The organism is Corallococcus sicarius (assembly GCF_003611735.1).
Lineage (GTDB): Bacteria > Myxococcota > Myxococcia > Myxococcales > Myxococcaceae > Corallococcus > Corallococcus sicarius.
Genome location: NZ_RAWG01000519.1, coordinates 1 through 4047 on the forward strand (window position 1 = coordinate 1; position 4047 = coordinate 4047).

General features: G+C 69.9%; 3 protein-coding genes. All 3 read left to right on the forward strand.

Annotated features, from left to right (window positions below; translation table 11 throughout):
• On the forward strand, positions 1-990 hold a 990-nt coding region (locus D7X12_RS43295), incomplete at its 5' end, for a hypothetical protein (RefSeq protein ID WP_120630380.1).
• Between the two features lie 21 nt (positions 991-1011).
• Positions 1012-2196: a hypothetical protein gene (locus D7X12_RS39975; RefSeq protein ID WP_120630381.1), complete on the forward strand. Its 1185-nt coding sequence runs from the start codon at positions 1012-1014 to the stop codon at positions 2194-2196.
• Between the two features lie 35 nt (positions 2197-2231).
• Positions 2232-4047: hypothetical protein (locus tag D7X12_RS39980; protein WP_147443961.1), on the forward strand; the 1816-nt coding region annotated here is incomplete at its 3' end.

Consider the following 4047-nt stretch of genomic DNA (forward strand, 5'->3'; position numbering starts at 1 on the left):
GCGGTGGCGGCGGGCACGGGGGCCTTTGGCGCCTGCTCACCGCCGGGCAGCGTGTACGTGTCCGGCACCGGCGTGTACCTGCTGGTGATGGCGCCCGCGTCCGGCCGCGAGGGCCGCGCGGTGGCGAGCGGCCTGGGCGGCGTGAAGTCCGGCTGCGACGCGAAGCTGCTGGTGGAGGGCGTGCGCTTCCGCCTGCTGCGGCTGGAGGTGTCCAGCGCGGACCTGGCCCTGGCCCAGGAGGCGAAGCTGCGCAACAAGGTGGCGCACCAGTGCCTGGGCACGACGGACCCCAAGGGCCAGGCCTTCCTCACCTGGCCCTTCACCGAACCGGCCACGGGCTACGGGCTGGTGGACGCGCTGCGGCCCCACTTCCTCACGCCCTGCGACGTGCCGCTGGCGGTCCTCCACTGGAGGGACGGCGCGGGCATCCGCTTCGTGGACCTGTGGGCCGTGCGCCGGCGCCTCGCTCGCGCGGGACACCCCACGCCGTGGCTCGCGGGGACGGGGGACCGGCACGCGGTGGAGGCGGAGGCCCTGTTCCTCCAGTTCCAGGACCACATCGAGCGGCTGCGCCTGGAGGCGCTCAACCCGGCGGCGGTGAAGGCCACGGACCACTTCGTGTACCTGCCCCCGGCGGGCGTGCTGCCGTTGGGCGGCTACATCGGCACGCGCGGCTTCGACTACCTCAAGTTCTTCGAGGGCCTCACGGTGCGCGCGCCCATCAGCATCGAGGGGGCCCGACTGGCGCCGTTGTTGGAGATGGCGCGCGCGTACCCGCCGCTGGAGCTGGCGAAGAAGGAGCTGCTCTGGCTGTACGTCGTCCGCGAGAACCAGCAGGCGATGTCCGGCGTGGGGCCGAAGCCGCAGCCCTACCTCGTCTTCGCCAGCGGGCACATCCCCTACTGGGGAGACCCGCGCTTCGACGTGTCGAAGTGGAACCACGCGAACTACGCATCCGGGGGTCCCAGCGTGGACCAGCCCGGGCCCTGACCTTCCTGGAGACTCCCTGACATGTCCCTTCCCTACAAGGTCAAGCCGGGTGACCTCATCACCTCGGCGCTCTTCAACGACCTCATCGACTACCTGGAGGCCCAGGACCAGCGGCTGAAGGTGCTGGAGGCCTCCATCGCCACGGTGGCCATCCTGGACGTGCTGCCCGCGGGGCTCATCCGCATGGGCAGTGAGATGCGCGTGCTGGGCCGCGGCTTCGGCACGGCCTCGCTGAACACCGTCCTCGTGGACACGGTGATGATCACCGCCTTCAAGGCGGGCAGCTCCGACAGCCAGCTCATCTTCGAGCTGCCGGCCATCCCCAACGTCCCGTCCACCGGCAGGTTCGTCTCCCTGGCGGTGAGCAACGCGCGCGGGTACGCCAGCACCACGGTGCAGGTGGGCCCGGCCGTGCCCACGGTGCCGGAGGGCAGCAGCCTGGTGACGCTGTCCCAGACGCCGACGGGCAGCATCACCGCGGGCGCCACCTACGACTTCTTCTACACGCTGAAGGTCATCTCCAACATGGATGAGACCTTCAAGCTCACCCCCACCCTCCAGCCCCCCGCAGGCTCCGCGGTGACGGGCTGGGCGACGACGGTGACGGACACCACGGCGGCCCGGACGCCGCTGCCCAATGGGGAGATCACCATGGCGAAGGGTGACGCTCCCAGCGGCACCACGAAGCAGGTGGTCGTCCGGGTGACGATTCCCCCGGGCGCCACCGGCGCGCCGAAGGTGCGCCTGTTCATGGTCTCCAAGCTCAACAGCCAGATCAACGGCTCGTCGGGCGACTACGGCTTCACCATTGGCAGCACCTCGCAGACGCCCACCATCCCGCTGTCGCGCGCGCTGGTGTCGCCCGACAGCGCCCGCAACCCGACGACGGACGAGATCCAGGCCACCGCGGGCACCCTCGTCACGCTGCGCTTCGCGGTCACCATCGAGGTGGCGGGCACCTACCGGGTGACGCTGACGCTCGCGGGGGACGGCGCGAACCTGTGGGGCGCGGCGCTCTTGACCATCGCCACCACGGGCCCGCTGGTGGGCCAGTTCGACATAACGGGGCCCAGCACCACCAACTTCTACGTGACGCTGAAGCCGGGCACGACCGCCCCCGCTTCGGCGGACCTGGTGGTGAACGTCATGTCCATCTCGGACGCAAGCAAGTTCGGTCAGCTGTCCCAGAAACTGAAGCGTCTGTGAGCAAGCCGTCCCATTTCCAGCAGGGAGTCGAATCCGTGAAGCAACCCAACAGGCAGCAGGTATTCGGTCGGGGCGTGGCGCTGGCCTGCGCGGCCCTGGCGCTCCTCCTTGGCGCGCCGGACGCTGAAGCAGCCACGGCGCAGCGGCTGTGCTTCCGCAATGTCTCCGGGGTGCCGGGCGTCCCGGGCGCACCCACCATCGACGGTGACATCGACAACGACCTCGGGTGGACGGGCGCGTTCCGCTACGAGTTCGGCAACGGCGTGAACCAGCCCCACGCGGTGGTGCAGGGCAACCGTGACGCGAGCAACGTCTATCTCTCCTTCGAGGTGAACAACGACAGCGCCTTCGAGGACGAGGACGTGCTGGTGCTGACGTTCGACACCGGCACCTCGCCCAACCGCTACCGTCGCCTGCACCTCTACCCCCTCTTCGCGGGCGCGGGCGCGGCGGCGAACAACCGGATGCGCGAGGCGCAGCTGTGGAAGTCGGACACCCTGGATGGGAGCGGCAAGGTCGTCTGGGGCACCGTCACCATCGTGCCGCACTCCACGCTGACGGCCGGCTTCTGGCTGGATGCGAAGGTGCGCAGCACGGACGGCGGCGTGGGGAACCGCTCGTGGAACGTGGAGCTGAAGATTCCGAATGTCGCCGGCCTGTCGGGCATCAAGTTCCCGCCCGCGTCGGACTTCAAGATGTTCCTGGACGTCTTCCGCGTGGACGGGCTGGTGGCCTCCACGCCCCTGCTCCAGTGGCCGGGCAATGCGCCGGCCCCCGAGAACTTCATCGAGTTGGAGAGCGCCACGCCTCCGGTGGCCTCGTGGGGCGCCGGCAGCTTCGGCACGGGCGGTTGCGGCGGCGTGACCTTCGCGTGGAACGACATCAACACGAACAACGTGCCCACCAGCCTCATCCACCTGACAAACCCCAACACCTTCAACGTCACCCTGCACAACAGCTCCGTGGACGACTCGGGCGCCCCCATCCCGGCCAAGAACATCCGCGCGACGCTGAAGATCGCCAACTTCGGCCTTCCCGCGTTCGGCAGCTGGACCCCCGTCCCGGCGGCGAACAACCCCACGCCGTCCCTGGACGTGCCTGCAAGCGGCACCGCGACGCTGAGCGCGGGCCCCTGGACCCTCACGCCCGCGCAGGTGACGGCGTACTCGGACCCGAGCACCGAGCACCAGTGCGTGCTGGCGGAGCTGGACTCGGGGGACCCGCGCACGCTGTTCACCAACCGCAGCGCGTGGCGGAACATGGACTTCGGCATCGCGTCCACGTTCGAGCGCGTCGCGGAGATTGGCACCAAGGGCTACAAGCTGCCGCGCGAGTACAAGGCGCACCGCATCGACGTGGTGGCGGAGACGGACTTCCGCCTCATCGAGCGCGGGGACAACGAGAAGGGGCCGCAGTCCGAGCTGACGTGGGCCTTCCACGGCTACCGGCACCTGGGCCGGTACGTCGTCATCAACAAGAAGAAGTTCGAGGTCGTCGAGCCGGTGGGCTCCTTCGGCTACATCATCCGGCACCGCCTGGAGCCGGGCGCCCCCATCCCCGACCCCGTCTCCACGTGGCAGCTCCACGTGAAGGGCATCGAGCTGAACCCGCTGGTGCGTGAGCAGCAGCAGTACCCGAAGGTGCGCTACTACCAGGCGGACATCGTGGACGGGGAGGCGCTGCAGATCGCCACCGTGGCGGACTACCCGGAGAAGCCGGTCACCGGTCCCGGGGATGGCGGCACGGGCGATGGCGGCACGGGCGGTCCCGGCGATGGCGGCACGGGCAACCCGCCGCCCGTGGATGGCTGCGGGTGCCGGCGCTCCAGTCCGGGCGGGGCGCTGGGGCTGA